The organism is Kitasatospora sp. NEAU-CNBT7 (genome assembly GCF_057220535.1).
Window position 1 is genome coordinate 184,384 of the sequence record NZ_JBXQQB010000012.1, and the last position, 16,734, is coordinate 201,117.

At 75.3% G+C, this 16,734-nt stretch carries 15 protein-coding genes; 7 read left to right on the forward strand and 8 right to left on the reverse strand.

All coding sequences use genetic code 11. The features are described from left to right. Positions 1-129: 129 nt before the first annotated feature. Positions 130-1,098 (reverse strand): 16S rRNA (cytosine(1402)-N(4))-methyltransferase RsmH, encoded by a 969-nt coding sequence (gene rsmH / locus AC2TEW_RS18365; RefSeq protein WP_484624432.1) that lies wholly within the window; start codon positions 1,096-1,098, stop codon positions 130-132. Between the two features lie 521 nt (positions 1,099-1,619). On the opposite strand from rsmH, the gene AC2TEW_RS18370 reads away from it, so the two are divergent. From AC2TEW_RS18370 to AC2TEW_RS18385, 4 genes are all read left to right on the forward strand, one after another. Next, positions 1,620-2,162: a beta-class carbonic anhydrase gene (locus tag AC2TEW_RS18370; protein ID WP_359885902.1), complete on the forward strand. Its 543-nt coding sequence runs from the start codon at positions 1,620-1,622 to the stop codon at positions 2,160-2,162. Between the two features lie 393 nt (positions 2,163-2,555). After that, complete coding sequence (locus AC2TEW_RS18375) at positions 2,556-3,509, forward strand: AAA family ATPase (RefSeq protein WP_149038591.1); 954 nt, start codon at positions 2,556-2,558, stop codon at positions 3,507-3,509. Position 3,510: 1 nt separating this feature from the next. Beyond that, positions 3,511-4,848 carry a DUF58 domain-containing protein gene (locus AC2TEW_RS18380; RefSeq protein ID WP_484624433.1) on the forward strand — a complete coding sequence of 446 codons (1,338 nt, stop codon included), beginning with the start codon at positions 3,511-3,513 and terminating at the stop codon, positions 4,846-4,848. Further along, on the forward strand, positions 4,845-7,268 hold the full coding sequence (locus tag AC2TEW_RS18385) for a transglutaminase TgpA family protein (protein ID WP_484624434.1): 2,424 nt from the start codon (positions 4,845-4,847) through the stop codon (positions 7,266-7,268). The genes AC2TEW_RS18380 and AC2TEW_RS18385 overlap by 4 nt, the downstream gene beginning before the upstream one ends. Before the next feature lie 126 nt (positions 7,269-7,394). Here AC2TEW_RS18385 and AC2TEW_RS18390 read toward each other — a convergent pair whose 3' ends face one another. The 3 genes from AC2TEW_RS18390 to AC2TEW_RS18400 all read right to left on the reverse strand — a co-directional run bounded on the left by AC2TEW_RS18390 (position 7,395) and on the right by AC2TEW_RS18400 (position 9,510). Further along, positions 7,395-7,778 carry an SCO2097 family morphological protein gene (locus AC2TEW_RS18390; RefSeq protein ID WP_033824693.1) on the reverse strand — a complete coding sequence of 128 codons (384 nt, stop codon included), beginning with the start codon at positions 7,776-7,778 and terminating at the stop codon, positions 7,395-7,397. 319 nt (positions 7,779-8,097) lie between these two features. Then, complete coding sequence (locus tag AC2TEW_RS18395) at positions 8,098-8,850, reverse strand: methyltransferase domain-containing protein (protein WP_033824694.1); 753 nt, start codon at positions 8,848-8,850, stop codon at positions 8,098-8,100. A 93-nt stretch (positions 8,851-8,943) separates the two neighbouring features. Continuing rightward, complete coding sequence (locus AC2TEW_RS18400; protein ID WP_484624435.1) at positions 8,944-9,510, reverse strand: SAV_6107 family HEPN domain-containing protein; 567 nt, start codon at positions 9,508-9,510, stop codon at positions 8,944-8,946. A 482-nt stretch (positions 9,511-9,992) separates the two neighbouring features. Here AC2TEW_RS18400 and AC2TEW_RS18405 point away from each other — a divergent pair, with 482 nt between their 5' ends. Both AC2TEW_RS18405 and AC2TEW_RS18410 read left to right on the forward strand, forming a co-directional pair. Further along, positions 9,993-10,595 (forward strand): DUF4126 domain-containing protein, encoded by a 603-nt coding sequence (locus AC2TEW_RS18405; RefSeq protein ID WP_484624436.1) that lies wholly within the window; start codon positions 9,993-9,995, stop codon positions 10,593-10,595. 282 nt (positions 10,596-10,877) lie between these two features. Then, on the forward strand, positions 10,878-12,305 hold the full coding sequence (locus tag AC2TEW_RS18410) for a phytoene desaturase family protein (protein WP_484624437.1): 1,428 nt from the start codon (positions 10,878-10,880) through the stop codon (positions 12,303-12,305). 46 nt (positions 12,306-12,351) lie between these two features. Here AC2TEW_RS18410 and AC2TEW_RS18415 read toward each other — a convergent pair whose 3' ends face one another. After that, on the reverse strand, positions 12,352-13,149 hold the full coding sequence (locus AC2TEW_RS18415; RefSeq protein WP_484624438.1) for a hypothetical protein: 798 nt from the start codon (positions 13,147-13,149) through the stop codon (positions 12,352-12,354). A 110-nt stretch (positions 13,150-13,259) separates the two neighbouring features. Continuing rightward, a complete protein-coding gene (metF, locus tag AC2TEW_RS18420) occupies positions 13,260-14,174 on the reverse strand; it encodes a methylenetetrahydrofolate reductase [NAD(P)H] (protein ID WP_063794515.1) in 915 nt (304 codons plus the stop codon). Positions 14,175-14,344: 170 nt separating this feature from the next. Between metF and AC2TEW_RS18425 the strand changes: the two genes are divergently transcribed. Continuing rightward, positions 14,345-15,451, forward strand: coding sequence for a polyprenyl synthetase family protein (locus tag AC2TEW_RS18425; RefSeq protein ID WP_484624439.1), 1,107 nt, complete (start codon positions 14,345-14,347; stop codon positions 15,449-15,451). A gap of 236 nt (positions 15,452-15,687) precedes the next feature. Here AC2TEW_RS18425 and thiE read toward each other — a convergent pair whose 3' ends face one another. After that, on the reverse strand, positions 15,688-16,335 hold the full coding sequence (gene thiE / locus AC2TEW_RS18430) for a thiamine phosphate synthase (protein ID WP_484624440.1): 648 nt from the start codon (positions 16,333-16,335) through the stop codon (positions 15,688-15,690). Continuing rightward, positions 16,332-16,697 (reverse strand): Rv2175c family DNA-binding protein, encoded by a 366-nt coding sequence (locus tag AC2TEW_RS18435; protein WP_033824699.1) that lies wholly within the window; start codon positions 16,695-16,697, stop codon positions 16,332-16,334. Before AC2TEW_RS18435 ends, thiE begins: the two co-directional genes overlap by 4 nt. Positions 16,698-16,734: the final 37 nt, after the last annotated feature.

Below are 16,734 nucleotides of genomic sequence, written 5' to 3' on the forward strand. Positions count from 1 at the left end.
TCGTCCCGATTCCCTGGCTCGTCCCGTTTCCCCGGCCCGTCCCGCTGTGCCCGGCCCGTCCCGCTCGCCGGCCGTCCGTCACGCACCCGTCCGGTCCGCGGCCGGCCCGGTCCCGGCGGGCCGGCCGGGTCAGGCCCGGGCTGCCCTGATCCTCTCCGCCACCCGCAGCCGTACGGGGGCGGCGCGCCGGTTCTCCTCGATCTCCTGCTCGGTGGCCAGCTCGGCGCCCCGGGTGAGCAGCTTCAGCCAGGGCTGGTGCTCCTCGGGGATGATCGGCAGGCCGGGCGGTGCGGTGTTGGTGGCCCCGGCCGCCAGGTACTGCTTGACCAGGCGGTCCTCCAGCGACTGGTAGGACATCACCACGATCCGCCCTCCGACGGCCAGCGAGTCGAGTGCGCCCGGGATGGCCCGGTCCAGCACCTCCAGCTCGCCGTTGACCTCGATCCGCAGCGCCTGGAAGGTGCGCTTGGCCGGGTTCCCGCCGGTGCGCCGGGTGGCGGCCGGGATGGCGTTGCGTACCAACTCGACCAGACGCGCGCTGGTGCTGAACGGTTCCTTCTCGCGTTCGCGGACGATCACCGAGGCGATCTTCCCGGCGAACCGCTCCTCGCCGTAGACCTTGAGGATCCGGGCCAGCTGGCCGTGGGTGTAGGTGTTCAGCACCTCGGCGGCGCTCAGGCCGCGGGTCTGGTCCATCCGCATGTCGAGCGGGGCGTCCTGGGCGTAGGCGAAGCCGCGCTCGGCCTCGTCCAGCTGCATCGAGGAGACGCCCAGGTCGAACAGGACGCCCTGGACCTCGGGGATGCCGAGGTCGGCCAGCACCTGCGGGATCTCGTCGTACACGGCGTGCACCAGGGTGGCCCGCTCGCCGAAGGGGGCCAGCCGCTCGCCGGAGAGCTTCAGCGCCGCCGGGTCCCGGTCCACGGCGACCAGCCGGACCTCGGGGAACTGGGTCAGCAGCGCCTCGCTGTGGCCGCCGAGCCCGAGGGTGGCGTCCACCACCACCGCGCCGGGCGCCGCGATGGCGGGCGCCAGTGCGTCCACGCAGCGCTGCAGCATCACCGGGACGTGCTTGGGTGCCGGAGCGTCGTTCGTCATTGCGCGGTGGCGCCCTTCCTCGGTGCGTCCGTCCGGGGCCGGACGGCTGCTCCCATTCTGGCCCACCGGGCCGCGGCGGCAGCACGCCGCCCGTGGTCCCCGCCCGCTCGCCCGGGGAAGGAGGGGCCGCCAGGCACCGGGGAAGGTGTGCCGGGAGGCCAGGAGCGGGTGGAGGCCGCGGGCGGCGCGGGGGCCGCAGCGACCGGCCGGGGAGACACAGTTGACGATCTGCGCGGACTGTGCTCCGGGGCGGCGCCAGCCTATCGCGGGCCACCGCCGAGTCAACGGTCCGCACCGGCGCGCCACCCGGGCGGAGGTACGGATTCCCGCAGGTCGGGGCGGTCGCCCGGGTGACCGCGGCCGATCGGCGCACGGCGGCGGCCCGCGCCGGGACCAACCGGGGCAATCCGGGGCGTACCCGTGCGCAGAGACTCGCGTTCCGCTCGGGGCCCGGTCACGGCACGGATTCGAACAGCGATCACCCGTCCCGCGCGGGCCCGGACCCCACTACCGTCATCCCCATGACAGTGACCCCCGACCGGCCCACGCCGACCGCCGCTGCCAACCCCGCCGAGTCGGTCATCGACCGCTTCGTCGGATCCAACCGGAGCTACGCCGTCGACTTCCGCGACGGCGGCATGGACGCCCGCCCGGTCCAGCAGGTCGCCGTGGTCGCGTGCATGGACGCCCGCCTCGACCTGTTCGCCGCGCTCGGCCTCGAGCTCGGCGACGCCCACATCATCCGCAACGCGGGCGGGGTCGTCACCGACGACACCATCCGCTCGCTCACCATCAGCCAGCGCGCCCTGGGCACCCGCTCGGTGGCGCTGATCCACCACACCGGCTGCGGCCTGCTCGGCCTGACCGAGGACTTCCGCCGGGAGCTGGAGCTGGAGGTCGGCCAGCGGCCGCAGTGGGCGGTGGAGTCCTTCGTCGACCTGGACGGCGACGTCCGCCAGTCGATGCAGCGGGTCCGCACCTCGCCCTTCCTCCCGCACACCGACGACGTCCGCGGCTTCGTCTTCGACGTCCACACCGGCCTGCTCCGGGAAGTCCGCCCCTGACCCTCCCCACCCCTCCCGCCCGCGGTCCGGCCGACGGCGTCCGGGCCGCCGCCCCCTGTGCGGACGAACCGGGACAGGGGCACCCGTGTCGCCCCGCGGCGCCCGCGCACCGGGCGGCGGGCCGGTCCCAAGGGTGACTTCTGCCCGGCCGACAGTGGAGAATGCGCCTGCGGACCGGTCCCCGAACCACCTGGGGCGGTCCGGCCACGATCCCGCCGCCGTAGGGTTCCGACCGGAACCGGACGCGCTGCGGGCCGTGTCATCGGGGTGGGCCGGGCCGTGACGAGGCCCCGGCGTGAGAATGGCCTTTGGGAGCAACGGGTGACGACCTTCAACGGACAGAGCGCAGCAGGCGCACCGCAGCCGGCGGGCCTCGACGCACGCCGCGAGCGGATGGGCCTGACCGAGCTCGCCGCGGTGGCCGAGCGGATCCGGGGCTCCGTGGAGAGCGTGATCGAGGGCAAGCCGGAGGCCGTGCGGATCGCCCTCACCGTGCTGCTGGCCGAGGGCCACCTGCTGCTGGAGGACGTCCCGGGCGTCGGCAAGACCATGCTGGCCAAGGCGCTGGCCCGGTCGGTGGACTGCACCGTGCGCCGGATCCAGTTCACCCCCGACCTGCTGCCGTCCGACGTGACCGGCACCAACGTCTTCGACCAGCACCAGCGCGACTTCGAGTTCCGGCCGGGCGCGATCTTCGCCCAGATCGTGGTCGGCGACGAGATCAACCGGGCCTCGCCCAAGACCCAGTCCGCGCTGCTGGAGTCCATGGAGGAGCGCCAGGTCACCATCGACGGCACCAGCTACGAGCTGCCCTCGCCGTTCATGGTGGTCGCCACCCAGAACCCGGTGGAGATGGAGGGCACCTACCCGCTCCCCGAGGCCCAGCGCGACCGCTTCATGGCCCGCATCTCGATCGGCTACCCGAGCGCGGACGCCGAGTTCGCGATGCTCGACCTGCACGGCGGCGCCAACCCGCTGGACGACCTGCAGCCGGTCGCGCACGCCCACGACATCCTCAAGCTGGTCGAGCTGGTCCGCACCGTCTACGTCTCCGACGCGGTCCGCCGCTACGCCGTCGACCTGGTCGGCGCCACCCGCACCTCCCCGGAGCTGCGCCTGGGCGCCTCCCCCCGGGCCACCCTGCACCTGGTGCGGGCCGCCCGCGCCGCCGCCGCCCTGGACGGCCGCGACTACGTGCTGCCGGACGACATCCAGGCGCTGGCCGTCCCCGTGCTGGCGCACCGCCTGCTGCCCACCGCCGAGACCCAGCTGAGCCGCCGCACGGCCGAGCAGGTCGTCCTCGACCTGGTCGCGCGCCTGCCGATCCCGCGTCCGCAGGGCCGCTGACATGCCGGGGCCGGACAACCCCTCGGGGATCCGGGCCGGCCTGCGGGGCCTGACCACCCGCGGCCGGTCGTTCCTCGCCGCCGGCGCCACCGCGGCGCTGTGCTCGTTCGTCTTCGGTCAGGACGCCCTGTTCCAGATCGGCGTGCTGCTGGCGGCCCTGCCGCTGGCCTCCGCCACCCTGCTGCTGCGCACCCGCTACCGGGTGGCCAGCGGCCGCCGGCTCAACCCGCACCGGGCGGCGGCCGGCCAGGAGGCCCGGGTGCACCTGCGCCTGGACAACGTCTCCCGGGTGCCCACCGGGCTGCTGCTGCTGGAGGACAAGGTCCCGTACGTGCTCGGGCCGCGCCCGCGCTTCGTGCTGGACCGGGTCGAGCCGCGCGGGTTCCGGGAGGTCTCCTACCGGGTCCGCTCGGACCTGCGCGGGCGCTACCCGCTCGGGCCGCTGCAGCTGCGGCTGTCGGACCCGTTCGGGATGTGCGAGCTGACCAGGTCCTTCGCCGCCTCCGACGTGCTGACCGTGGTGCCGCAGGTGCAGGCACTGCCGCCGGTGCGGCTGCCCGGCGAGTGGTCGGGCCAGGGCGAGAGCAGCGCCCACGCGCTGGCGCTGGCCGGCGACGACGACGTGATCCCGCGCGAGTACCGGCACGGCGACGACCTGCGCCGGGTGCACTGGAAGTCCACCGCCCGCTACGGCGAGCTGATGGTGCGCCGCGAGGAGCAGCCGCTCAAGGCCAAGGCCACCGTGCTGCTCGACACCAGGGAGATCGGCCACCGCGGCAGCGGCCCGGCCTCCTCCTTCGAGTGGGCGGTCAGCTGCGCCGCCTCGGTCGGGGTCCACCTGGCCGAGCGCGGCTACCAGACCCGGCTGCTCACCGACACCGGCACCGCGGTACCGGCCCCCGGCATCGCGGTGTCCACCGTCGGCGAGGCCACCGGCCTGCTGCTGGACTCGCTGGCCGTGGTCGAGTGCTCCGACGGCGGCGGGCTGTCCCGCGCCGAGGACGCGCTGCGCCTGGGCGGCGAGGGCCTGCTGGTGGCGATCCTCGGGGCGCTGGACGAGGAGCAGGTCACCCGCCTGACCCGGCTGCGCCGCCGGACCGCCGGCGCGGTGGTCTTCCTGCTGGACACCGGCAGCTGGTCCGGCCTGCGGGCGCTGCTGCCCGAGGGCCCGGACTCCGAGCTGGACGAGCAGGCCAAGCGGCTGCGGCTGGCCGGCTGGACGGTCCTGCCGGTCCGGGCGGGCGACTCGGTCGCCCGGCTGTGGCGGACCGCCGACCGTACCGAAGGCTCCGGCCGCACCGGACACAGCTCCCCCTACCGAGACGAGGTCGGCCCATGACCACCAGGGCGAAGCTGACCCTGTTCGCCGCGCTGGCGACCACGCTCGTGATGTTCAGCCTGCTCCCGGTGCTGGAACCGGACGGCTGGTCGGTGCACGCCGTGCTGCTGATCGCGGCGGTCGGCGCGATCGGCGCGGGCCTGAGGCGGCTGCCGATCCCCCGGATACTGGTGCTCCCGCTCCAGCTGCTGGCCGTGGTGTACCTGGTCATGCTGGGCTTCGTGCAGTCCTCGATGGCCGGCGGCCTGCTGCCCGGTCCGCGGGCGCTGGACGCGCTCGGCTCGGTGCTCGCCCAGGGCGGCACCGACATCCAGGACTACGCCATCCCGGCGCCCGCGACGGCCGGGCTGCGGCTGATCGTGGTCGGCTCGGTGGCGCTGATCGCCGTCCTGGTGGACGCGCTCGCGGTGACCTACCGGCGGGCGGCGGCGGCCGGGCTGCCGCTGCTCGCGCTGTACTCGGTGGGCACCGGCCTGGCCGGCGACACCGGCACGGCCTGGCTGTGGTTCCTGCTGGCCGGCGGCGGCTACCTGGCGCTGCTGCACACCGAGGGCCAGGACCGGATCTCGCGCTGGGGCCGGGTCTTCCACGGCACCGGTCGCACCGCGTCCGGTGCCACCGTGACGCACGGCGGCCGGCAGGCCGGGGTGGTCGCGCTGGCGCTGGCGCTGCTGGTGCCGCTGGTGGTCGGACCGGTCGGGCTGGGCCTGATCGGCGGGTACGGGAACGGCGGCGGGGGCGGCGGCAGCGGCCCGGGCGGCGGCGTGAAGTCGCTCAGCCCGGTGGTCGCGCTCACCGCGGGCCTCAACAACCGCGACAACACCGTCCTGTTCGACTACGTCACCGACGGTCCCAACGCGGCCGAGATGTACCTCCGGGTCGCCGCGCTGGACGAGTTCGACGGCGTGGAGTGGAAGTTCGGCGACCAGGACCCGGTCGCCGTCCCGCCGGTCTTCCCGCCGCCGGACGGCCTGGCCGCCGGCGCCGCCCCGGACACCGTGCACACCAGCGTCAAGGTCACCGACAGCCTGGCCAGCGACTGGCTGCCGATGCCGTACCCGGCCACGTCGGTCAAGGTGGCCGGCCACTGGCGCTTCGACCCGGTCACCCGGATGGTCAGCGGCGAGAACGGCCAGAAGTCCAACGGCCTGCCGTACGAGGTCACCAGCCTGGACGTGCAGCCCACCGCCGACCAGCTGCGGGCGGCCGGCCAGGCGCCCAGGGACATCACCGACCGCTACCTGCGGCTGCCGGACAACCTGCCGCCGGAGGTCAAGGCCACCGCGCAGCAGGTCACGGCCGGCCGGACCAACGCCTACGACCGGGCCCTCGCCCTGCAGACCTGGTTCACCAGCGGCCAGTTCACCTACTCGACCAAGGTCGACGCGGGCACCGGGCCGGACGCGATCCGCAAGTTCCTGGACGACCGGCAGGGCTTCTGCGTCCACTTCGCCGCCACCATGGCGGCGATGGCCAGGACCCTGAACATCCCGGCCCGGGTGGCCATCGGCTTCACCCCCGGCCAGGAGATGGGCGGCCGCAACCGGCAGGTCCGCAGCATGGACTACCACGCCTGGCCGGAGCTGTACTTCCCCGGCAGCGGGTGGACCCGGTTCGAGCCCACCCCGAGCCGCGGCTCGGCACCGGTCTACACCCGGGACAAGAACGCGCCCGAGCCGGCCGCCCCGTCCCAGGAGCCGACCGCCGCGCCGACCGGCACCGCCTCCGCGGCGCCGTCCGCCGACGCGTCCTGCGACGCCAAGCTGCGGCGGGCCGGCGAGTGCGGCGGCGACCGGCAGAGCACGCCGGTCGGGACGGCCCAGCCGGGCTGGTGGCAGGACCCGGCGGTGCTGGCCTCGCTCGCGCTGGGCGCCCTGCTGCTGGCCCTGCTCGCCACGCCGATGGTCTGGCGGGCCAGGATCCGCAGCCGGCGCCTGGGCACCGGCCGCTACCGGGCCGGCGCCGAACGGGCCGACCTGACCGACGCCCAGGTGCTGGCCGCCTGGCAGGAACTGATCGACTCGGCCTGGGACCTGGGCATCCCGCCGGACGACGCCCGGACCCCGCGCCGCACCGTGCAGCGGCTCACCGAGACCGGTGACCTCGGCACCGCGGCGGCCGAGGCGGCCGGGCGGGTGGCACTCGCCACCGAGCAGGTCATGTACGCCCGCGAGCTGGGCCCGCTGGCCCCGCTCGGTCCGGACGTCCGCACCGCCCGGGAGGGCCTGAAGGCGGGCGCCGGACGCGTCGGACGGGTCCGCGCGGTGCTGCTGCCGGCCTCCATGCTGCGGATCTGGTGGCGGGCGGCCGACCGCGTCATGGCGGCCCGTCAGGCGGTCCGGGAGCGGACCGGCCGGGCCGCCCAGGCGGTCCGCGCCCTGGCCGCCAGGGCCGTCGCGCCGCTGCGCCGCAGGCGCTGACCGTGCCCGGCCCCCCGGGGCCGGGCACAGCAGAGGGCGGGCAGTCTTCCGACTGCCCGCCCTCGCGGCTCTCCTGCTCCGGTCCAGCTGGCGATCCGCCCGGACTCCGTGCCCGTCGGCCCTGGTCTACAGGCCGTCGTGCTCGTCCCTGCGACGCTGCCAGCGCTGCTCCATACGATCCATGACGCCGGCCTTGCGGCGCGGTGGTGAGGCCGTTCTCGGGCCCGCACCGGACCCGACCGGGCCCCGCCTCCACGCGGTGACGGCGAGGACCGCACAACCCAGCATCACCAGAAACCCGACCACACTCACCCAGATCAGCTGGGCGACCATGCCGCCCATCAGCAGAGCGATGCCCGCCACGAACCCTGCGGCGGCCAGATAGACCCTCCGACGGGTGTAGGTGCGCAGCCCGGTTCCCTCAAGCGCTGACGCGAACTTGGGATCTTCGGCGTACAGCGCTCGCTCCATCTGCTCGAGCAGTCGCTGCTCGTGCTCCGAGAGCGGCACGGAGTCCTCCTACTCGTCGGTCGCGGGGCGACCGGTCCGCCACCCCTGGCTGGCCCTGTGTGGTCCATATGCCCCAAGGGTCCGGGTGTCATGCTTTCCGGCTTTACCCAGATCATACGGTCCAGCGGCCTGCTTCGGCGTGGTCAATCCTGCGTGGCTCGGGCCACTTCGGCAGTGGGCCCGCACGCTGCCCAACGCCGCAGGACACGGACAAGTGCCCGACGGCGCGCAAACATCCCGGTGACCTGCCGCCGACGCCCGGTGGACCGCCCGGCGACGGCGACCGGTCCGGCCGTCGCCGGTCCGGCCGGGCGACGCCTCAGACCAGCTCGCCCAGCAGGTGCAGCTGGGTCGCGACGGCGTGGAAGGCCGGCTGCTCGGACGCGGCCAGCTCCAGCTTCAGCAGCGCCTCCATGGCGCCGGGCTCGGTGTCCACCAGGACTCCGGGGACGAGGTCGGCGAAGACCCGTACGCCGTGCACCGAGGCGACCCGCAGCCCGGCCGCCCCCGCCAGCTCGGCGAGCTCCTCCCCGGTGAACCGGCGCGGCATCGGGTCGCCGGGGCCCCAGCGGCCGTCGGTGGCGCCCAGGACGGCCTCGGCCTCGGCGAAGTGCCCGGCCAGCGCCCGGGCCAGCACCGCGCCGTTGCGGTTGGCGGCGAGCAGGGAGACCAGGCCGCCCTTGCGCAGCGTCCCGGTGAGGCTGCCCAGGGCCTCCGCCGGGTCGTCCACCATCTCCAGCACGCCGTGGCAGAGCACCGCGTCCACCGAGCCGCCCTCGACCAGCTCCGGCAGGGTCTGGGTGTCGCCCTGCACGGCCCGGACCAGCTCGGTGACCCCGGCCTCGGCGGCCCGGCGCTCCAGCGCGAACAGCGCGTCGGGGCTCGGGTCCACCACCGTCACCCGGTGGCCGAGCCGGGCCACGGGCACGGCGAAGTTGCCCGTGCCGCCGCCCGTGTCGAGGACGTCCAGCACCGGCTGGTCCAACTCGGCGGCCCGCCGCTCCAGGGCCGCCCGCACCACCTCCCAGACCACGGCGGTACGCAGGGCACTGCGGGGACGCGTCGGGTACACGGGTGGGCTCCTCGGGCGTGTGGTTCGGCCGGACGGCTCCACCTTAGACCGAGGCGCCGCAGGCGCCGCGGACCCGGCCCGCGGGCGGTCCGCTCAGCCGGCCTCCTCCAGGGGGAGCGGCTGCGCCGGCGGGGCCGGCGACAGCCCGAGCAGGCGCTGCACCAGGCGCAGGTACAGCGCGGTGTTGCGGATCAGGTCGTCCGCGTCCCGGGCGGTGGCGGCGCCGGCGATGCCGGCCTCGGCGGCCGCGCGGCGGCGGGCCCCGGCCGCGAAGTACACCGCCCACTCGGCGAGCTCGGGCGCGACCTCGGGCAGCAGCTCCCAGGCACTGCGGATGGCCTGGCGCCGGCGCGGCTGCCGTTCGGGCCGGCCGCGGACGGCCAGCACCGCCGCCGTGGAGCGCAGCGCGGCCAGGTGGGCGGTGGCGTAGCGCTCCAGCGGGTCCTGGAGGGCGCGGGCCTGGTCGAGGGTGCGGTGGGCGTGCCGCAGCAGGTCGAGCGCGGCCGGCGGGGCGGCGGCCCGGCGGGGCACGGGGTGGACGTCGGCGCCGCGGGCCCGCGGGACCTGGACGGCGGACGGGTACGCGCTGGGCAGCGGAAGGGCGGACGGCTGGTCGGCGACAGAGCGGCGGGCGACGGGCTCAGGACGGCTGACGGTCATGGCTCCCCCGGTCCGAGGCGGGTGCCCGGGCCGGATTGACCCGTGCAGGACCATCGTGAACCGCACCACTGACAAGTCGGCCGGCCGTCGGCCCGCGAACCAGCCTTGCCCGGGACGGGCGCACGGGCGGCGGCGCCCGGTCGACTCCCCCGCGGGTCGACCGGGCACCGCCCCCCGGCAGGCCGAGTCGGGGCGCGCGGCCGCACGCCGCGTCGCCCCGAATCTCCCCCCGCGCCGCCGTCCCCCCAGGACCGGCAGCGCCCCGCACACTCTGCCGTCCTCGCAGGTGGGACGGCATCCGTCGGGGTACTCAAGTGCGAGACTGAGTATCCGTACTCAGTTCCGGCGCACCCGGGACGGGACCGGGCGGGGTGCAACCGCGGCGCCGCCCGCGGCGTCCTGACAGCGCCGGGCCCGGTACGGGTACGGTGTGGCCCGGCCGGCCGGGGGCCGGTGCGGCGGCGGTGAAGGGGAGCACAGAGTTGAGCATCATTCCGTTGGTCTTCACCAGCGGCTGGGCGAGCGGGATCAACGCCTATGCCGTGGTGCTGCTGCTGGGCCTGTTCGGCCGCTTCGGCGGGGCGGACAGCGTGCCGCCGGCGCTGGAGCGCACCGATGTGCTGCTGGCCGCCTGCGCGCTGTTCCTCTGCGAGGCCGTGGCCGACAAGATCCCGTACGTGGACACCGTCTGGGACGCCGTGCACACCGTGATCCGCCCGGCCGCCGGCGCCACCGTGGCCGCCCTGATGGCCTCGCACGACCCCGGCTCGCTGGGCGAGGTCGCCGCGGGGGCGGTGGGCGGCACCACCGCGCTGGTCAGCCATCTGACCAAGGCCTCGCTGCGGATGGCCGTCAACACCTCGCCGGAGCCCGCCTCCAACATCATCGTCAGCCTGCTGGAGGACCTCTCGGTGGCCGGTCTGGTCACCCTGGCGGTCTTCCACCCGTGGGCGGCCGCCTCGATCGCCGCGGTGCTGCTGGTGCTCGGGGTGCTGCTGGTGCTGCTGGCGGTCTCCCGCATCCGGCGCTTCCTGCAGCGCCGCCGCGAACGCCGGGCCGGCCGCGCGGCCGCCGCGGTGGCGTAGGGCGGGTCCCGGAGGCGCCCCGCCGGAGGACGCCCCCGGTCCTGCCGGGCGGACCCACCGACGCCAGCGCCCGGGTGCGGCCCGGCACGAGGCCCTTCACCGGCACGCCCGGCCCGTCGCCCACCGCCGCGCACCGATCCGCCGCGCACCGGCCCGGCGGGCAGCCGAACCCGGCCAATGACGGAACCGACCTCCGGCAGGCGCGGCCGCCGGCGGGCCAGGTCCGTCGCGCGCCCGGGTGCCGGCCGGAGCCGGGTCCGGTACGGCCTAGGATCTTCTGCCATGGCACGGATCGTCATCATCGGCGCGGGAATGAGCGGGCTCGCGGCCGCCGCCAGGCTGGCCACCCTCGGGCACCGGGTGACGGTCTGCGAGGCCTCCGGCACGTACGGCGGGCAGGCCGGGCGGCACGAGTTCGACGGCTTCCGCTTCGACACCGGCCCGACCCTGCTCACGCTGCCCGCGGTCTACCGCGACCTCGCGCTGAAGACCGGCAAGGAGCCGCTGGAGCAGCTGGTCGGGCTCGCGCCGGTCGACCCGGAGAGCCGTCACCTGTTCCCCGACGGCACCGACCTGCTGCTGCCCAACGCCTCCCGCGGCGGCGTCGGCCAGGCGCTGGACGCCGCGTTCGGCGCGGGCTCGGGCGCCGCCTGGGCCGAGGTGATGAACCGGGGCCGGGCGGTCTGGGAGGCCACCCGCCGCCCGCTGCTGGAGGAACCCCTCCCGGACGACACCTCGCCGCTGCGCACCGACCCCTACCCCGCCGCCCCCCGGCGCGGCCTGGCCCGGCTGCGCCGCCGCCCCGGGTCCACGCTGGCCGAGGTCGCCCGCCACGAACTGGGCGGGCACCCCGGCCCGGCCCAGCTGCTGCACGAGTACGCGCTGCGCTTCGGCCTGGACCCGCGCGAGGCCCCCGCCGGGGCGACCGTGCTGCCGTACATGGAGCAGTCCTTCGGCGTCTGGTACGTCCGCGGGGGCATCCGGGCGCTGGCCGAGGCGGTGTACCGGCGGTGCGAGCTGCGCGGGGTGGAGTTCCGCTTCGGCACCCCGGTGACCGAGGTGCTGACCGCCGGCGGCCGGGTGAGCGGGGTGCTGGCGGACGGGAAGCCGCTCGACGCGGACCTGGTGGTCGCAGCCGGCGGGCACGACCGGCTGGTCCCCGGGCCCTCGTCCCGGCCGGTCCCGTCGGCCGGGGCCCGGTTGCTGACGGTCTTCCTCGCCCTCGACGGCGCGCGGCCCGCCGGTACCCCGCACCGGACCGTGGTGCACGCCGCCGACCCGGCGCGCGAGTGGGAGCAGGTGTTCGGGGCGGGTGTCCTGCCCGAGCGGCCGACCGTCCAGGTGCTGCGGCCCGACGACGCCTCGCTGGTCCCCTCCGGCGGGCACGAGGCGGTCACCCTGACCGTCACCGTCCCCGAGCAGGGCGAACCCGGTCCGGCCGAGCTGGAGTCCTACACCGACGGGCTCCTCGGCCACCTGGCCGCGGCCGGCCCGGACCTGCGCGGGCGGGTCCGCCGGTACGAGAGCAGGATCAGCGCGCCGATGCCGCCGCCCGCGCTCGCCGGGGCGGGCGGTGCCTATCTCGGTGCCCCGAACCGGGCGGCGGTCCCCGGCCTGTACCTGGTCGGCGCGCACGCGCACCCCGGCGGCGGGCTGGCCCGGGTCGGCATGTCCGCCTCGATCACGGCGGGCCTGATCGGCCCGGCCTGACCGCGCCCCGGCCCGCCGTCGGGACCGGTCTGCCCCCGGGACCGGCTCAGCCCTGCTGCTGGTAGTCCCAGGGCTGCGGCTGGTACTCGGGCGAGGCCTGCGGCTGCTGCGGGATGCCCTGGTACGGCTGCTGCTGGTACTCCCAGCCCTGCGCCGCCTGCTGCTGCGCCGCGTACGGGTCCTGGTACTGCGGCTGGCCGTACGGGTCCTGGTACTGCTGCTGGTAGACGGGCTGACCGTACACGTCGTACCCGTACGGCTGCTGCTGCTGGTACTCCCAGCCCTGCGCGGCCTGCTGCTGGTACTGCGGCTGGCCGTAGGCGTCGTAGGCGTAGGCCTGCTGCTCCTGCGGCTGCTGCGGGTCCTGCTGGTAGGCGGCTGGCTGCTGCGCGGTGTAGACGCCGTCGTCCGGGCCGATCTCCTGGAGCTCCTCGTAGGCGTACGGGGCCTCGGCCTCCTCCGCCTCCACCGGGCCGACCTCGCCGACCGGCGCCACCGCCTCGACGGCGGCCACCGCGGCGGCGCCGCCGGTGACGGCGCCCAGCAGCGGAACCCTGGCCAGCGGGCCCGGCAGGGAGCCGTCGGCCCCGCGCAGCGACCAGCCGACCGGGCGGCCGCGCTTGACCGCCAGCGTGACGAAGGTCTGCCCGACCGCGAAGACGGCCGCTCCGGCCCCTATCACCAGGACCGAGCTCAGCCGCATCCCGGCGACCACGCAGAGGAATCCGGCCAGCGCGAGCGCCCGCCAGAGCAGCGGGGCGCGGTTCTGCAGCAGCAGTTCGGCCACCAGCCAGAGCGCCACCAGCGCCAACGCGACGTACAGCAGCAGGTATCCGATGCCCATCCCCGCTACCTCCAGTCGCGTACCGCGCGGTTGCGGGCGACTGTACCCGCTCCCGGCCCGCAGACCCACATCCCCGGCGGCCCCGCGCGGGGCGGGCCGCGGGCGGGCGGTCAGCGCTGGTGCAGACCGAGGTTCTGGTAGATCTCCAGGGTCGAGGTGGAGTGGTTCAGCGTGATGAAGTGCAGACCGGGCGCGCCCTCCGCGAGCAGCCGCTCGGACATGGTCGTGGCGTGCTCGATGCCGATCGCCCGGACCGCGTCGGGGTTGTCGGCGACCGCCAGGAAGCGCTCCACCAGCTCGGGCGGGAAGTCCGAGCCGGACAGCTGCGGGAAGCGCTCCAGCTGCCTGATGTTGGTGACCGGCATGATCTCCGGGATGATCGGCGTCGCGCAGCCCGCGGCGGCGACCCGGTCGCGCAGCCGCAGGTAGTCCTCGACCTCGAAGAACATCTGGGTGATCGCGTAGTCCGCACCGGCCCGGCACTTGGCGACGAAGTGCCGGATGTCGTCGTCCCAGTTCTCCGAGCGCGGGTGCATCTGCGGGAAGGCGGCCACGCCCACGCAGAAGTCGCCGATCCCCTTGATCAGCTCGACCAGCTCGTACGCGAAGGTGACGCCCTCCGGGTGGCGGACCCACTCGCCCATCGGGTCGCCGGGCGGGTCGCCGCGCACCGCGAGGACGTTGCGCACGCCCTCGTCGGCGTACTGGCCGATGATGTTGCGCAGTTCGGCGACCGAGTGGTCGACCGCGGTGAGGTGGGCGACCGGGGTCAGCGTGGTCTCGGTGGCGATCCGGCCGACCAGGTTGACCGTGCGGCCGCGGGAGGAGCCGCCGGCGCCGTAGGTCATGCAGACGAAGTTGGGATCGAGCGACTCGACCCGGCGGATCGCGTCCCAGAGCCGGCGCTCGGCCTCCTCGCTGCGCGGGGGCATGAACTCGAACGAGAACGAGCGGTCACCTGCCGCCAGCAGATCGCGCACGGTCTGCGCACGGTCGGTCCTGGTGGAGGGAATCCCTAGTGCCATGCTCGCAGGTTAGCCGGGATGCGGAGAGGCCGACCAAACGAGGTCCACCAAGTGAGACACCCGTCGAGACGGTTTCGGCCACCCTGGGAGGCGGGTGCCGGGCGCCGTGGTGAGAGGGCCGCCGGACACCCCGATAGTCTGATTGTCAGCCAATCGATCCGGAGTTCCCCGTGCGTTCGCCCACCGGTCTGCCCAGCCACCCCCTCGACGCGGAAGCCGTACGGACCCGCGTCAACACGGCCCTCGCCGAGTTCATGGACGGCCGCACGGCCCTGCTGGACGGCATCTCCCCCCAGCTCCGCCCGGTCGCCGACGCCCTGCGCGACTTCCTGCTCGACGGCGGGAAACGGCTGCGGCCGGCCTTCTGCTACTGGGGCTGGCGCGGCGCCGGCGGCAGCGACCGGGACCCCGGCATCACCCGGGCGGCCGCCGCCCTCGAACTGCTCCAGGCGAGTGCACTCGTCCACGACGACCTGATGGACCGCAGCGACACCCGCCGCGGCCTGCCCTCCGTGCACCGCCGGTTCGAGGCGCTGCACCGCAGCAGCGGCTGGCGCGGCGACCGCGAACAGTACGGCGCCTCCGCGGCCGTCCTCCTCGGCGACCTGCTGCTGATCTGGTGCGACGAGCTGTTCAACAACTGCGGCCTGCCGCCGCAGGCCGTCCGGGCCGCCAAGCCCGCCTTCGACCTGATGCGCACCGAGGTCATGGTCGGCCAGTACCTCGACGTCCTCGAACCGGTGGCCGGCGACTCCGCCGACCCCGACGCCCTCGACCGGGCCCGGACCGTCCTGCACTACAAGTCCGCGAAGTACACCATCGAGCGCCCGCTCCAGGTCGGCGCCGTCCTCGCCGGGGCCGGCCCCGACCTGGTCGCCGCCTACGCCGCGTTCGGCCTGCCGCTCGGCGAGGCCTTCCAGCTCCGCGACGACCTGCTCGGCGTCTTCGGCGACCCCGCGGTCACCGGGAAGCCGGCCGGCGACGACCTGCGCGAGGGCAAGCGGACGCTGCTGGTCGCCCACGCCATGCGGGGCCTGCCCGCGGCGGACGCGCGGCACCTGGACGAGCGGCTCGGCGCGGCGGACCTGACGGCCGAGGAGGTGCCGGTGCTGCGGGCGCTGGTCGAGCGCAGCGGGGCGGCGGATCTGGTGGAGAAGCGGATCGACGAGCTGATGCGGGAGTCCCTGGCCGCCCTGGACGCCGCCCCCCTCGCCCCCGGCCCCACCCGCACCGTCCTCCTCTCCCTCGCCGAAGCCGCCACCACCCGCAAGTACTGACCCCCCGGGGAATCCAGGAGCGCCCACCGGGAGACGGGGGCACCCCCCAGGGGCGCGGGGAACTGCGCGAGGTCGGAAGCGGATCACCGTTCAGCCGGGGTCGGTGACCGAGTTGCAGGTGGTGCCCTGCCGTTTCGCGCAGTTCCGCCCCCAGCCTTCGGCCGGGAGGTGCCCCCAGCGCCCCTATGGGTGCCCCCCGGCGCCCCTGAAATCCACCGCGCGTCCGCCGGGAGGTGTCAGCGGTTGCGGAGGCGGCGGGCGAGTTCGGCGGCGGCTGCGCCCGGGTCGTCGGCTGCCGTGATGGCGCGGACGACGACCACCCGGTCGGCGCCGGCCGCGAGGACCTCGTCCAGGTTGGTGAGGTCGATGCCGCCGATGGCGAACCAGGGCCGGTCGGTCGGCTGCTTCGCCGCGTACGAGACCAGCGAGAGCCCCGGTGCGTGGCGGCCGGGCTTGGTGGGGGTGGGCCAGACCGGGCCGGTGCAGAAGTAGTCGACGCCGGCCTCGGTCAGCGCGGTGTCGACCTCGGACTCGGCGTGGCAGGAGCGGCCGATCAGCACGTCGGGCCCGAGGATCGCCCGCGCCGCCGGCACCGGCAGGTCGTCCTGCCCGAGGTGCAGCACCTGCGGCCGGGCCGCGTGCGCCACGTCGGCCCGGTCGTTGACCGAGAAGAGCTTGCCGTGGCGGCGGGCCGCGTCGGCGAAGACCTCCAGGTACTCGAGTTCCTGCTTCGCCTCCAGCCCCTTGTCCCGCAGCTGGACGATGTCCACGCCGCCGGCCAGCACCGCGTCCAGGAACTCGGGCAGGTCGCCCTGCTCGCGGCGGGCGTCGGTGCACAGGTACAGCCGGGCGTCCGCCAGCGCGGTGCGGGGGTCGGCCGTCACAGCAGCATCGCCTGGGCGCGGCGCTTCACCTCGGTGCCCCGGTTCTCCCGCAGCGCCTGGATCGGGCTGCCGGGCAGCGACGGGTCCTCGGTGAACATCCACTCGAGGATCTCCTCGTCGTTGAGCCCGCAGTCGCGCAGCACGGTCAACGTCCCGACCAGGTGCTTCACCGGCCCGGTGGGCTCGATGAAGTCGGCGGGCACCTGCAGCGAGTTGTTCTCGCCGCGGCGGACGGCCAGCAGGGTCCGGTTCCTCACCTGGTCCCGGACCTCGGTGATCTGCACCCCCCACAGCTCCGAGATGTCGGGCAGGTAGAGCCACGCGGGGACAAGGGCTTCAATCTTGGGATCAATCTTGCTCACGCCCCCAGCCTGCCACCTCCCGAGGCCCTCGCGCACC